The sequence below is a fragment of the Streptomyces griseorubiginosus genome, assembly GCF_017614965.1.
Taxonomy (GTDB): Bacteria; Actinomycetota; Actinomycetes; order Streptomycetales; family Streptomycetaceae; genus Streptomyces; species Streptomyces griseorubiginosus_B.
In genome coordinates this window covers 1-915 of the sequence record NZ_WVUG01000679.1, presented here as the reverse complement: position 1 = coordinate 915, position 915 = coordinate 1, and the positions used below count along the sequence as shown (strand labels likewise).

At 73.8% G+C, this 915-nt stretch carries 1 protein-coding gene; it reads left to right on the top strand.

The window, feature by feature from the left end:
- Positions 1-16: 16 nt before the first annotated feature.
- Positions 17-915 (top strand): ArgS-related anticodon-binding protein NrtL (gene nrtL, locus GRC12_RS44710; RefSeq protein WP_208786127.1); only part of this gene is annotated, 899 nt, incomplete at its 3' end.

Below are 915 nucleotides of genomic sequence, written 5' to 3'. Positions count from 1 at the left end.
CCCCTACGCTTGTCCCGTGACCCCCGTCGAGCTCTCCCGTACCGTGCTGGGCGCGGTGCGTCGTGCTGTTGACGGTGGGGAACTGAGCGTTGCCGTGCCGGCACGGGCCGTCGTCACGCCGCCCGGGCCCGGCGGCTGCGGTGACTACGCCACCAACATCGCCCTCCAGCTCGCCCGCGCCGCCGGGCAGCCGCCTCTTCGCGTCGCCGAGATTCTGTGTCGGCACCTGGTCGGGACGGATGGCGTCGCCGGCGTCACCGTCACCGGGCCCGGGTTCATCAACATCAGCCTCGCGGGTGCCGCCCCCGTCGGCCTCGTGCGTGACATCCTGCGGGCGGGGACGGCGTACGGCCACAGTGACGCCCTGGCCGGTCGGATCGTCGAGCTGCGCATTCCGTACGAGGTGCGGGCCGAGGTCGTCGCCGACGCGCTCACCCGGATCATCGCCTCCCAGGGCGGCCGCGCCGAGGTCAAGCATGCCGAACCCGTCAGTCTCCGGCCCGTTCCGGCGCCCGAGGACCCCGCGCCGCTCGGTCCCGACGCCGCCCGCTGGGCCCTGCTCCACCCAGCCCCGCACGACCGGCCCCGTATAACCGCCGACCTCCTGGTGCAGCGCGAGAGCAATCCGCTCTTCCGGGTCCGTTACGCCCACGCCCGCGCCTGCGCTCTCGCGCGCAACGCCGCCGCCCTCGGCTTCACCGCGGAACCCGGGGAACCCGGGGAACCCGGGGACGTACGACCACCCGAGCACGGTGATTCGCCGGCTGCCGAACCCGCCCCCGTAAGCCCTCAGTACGGCCGCGCCCGGCCCGATCCCCAGGTCGTACGATCCTTCGCCCCCAGTGATTCGCCGGCTTCCGAGCATGCCCACGTAAATCCGGAGCACGGCCCCGTCCGCCCCGACCCCGTAAGCCC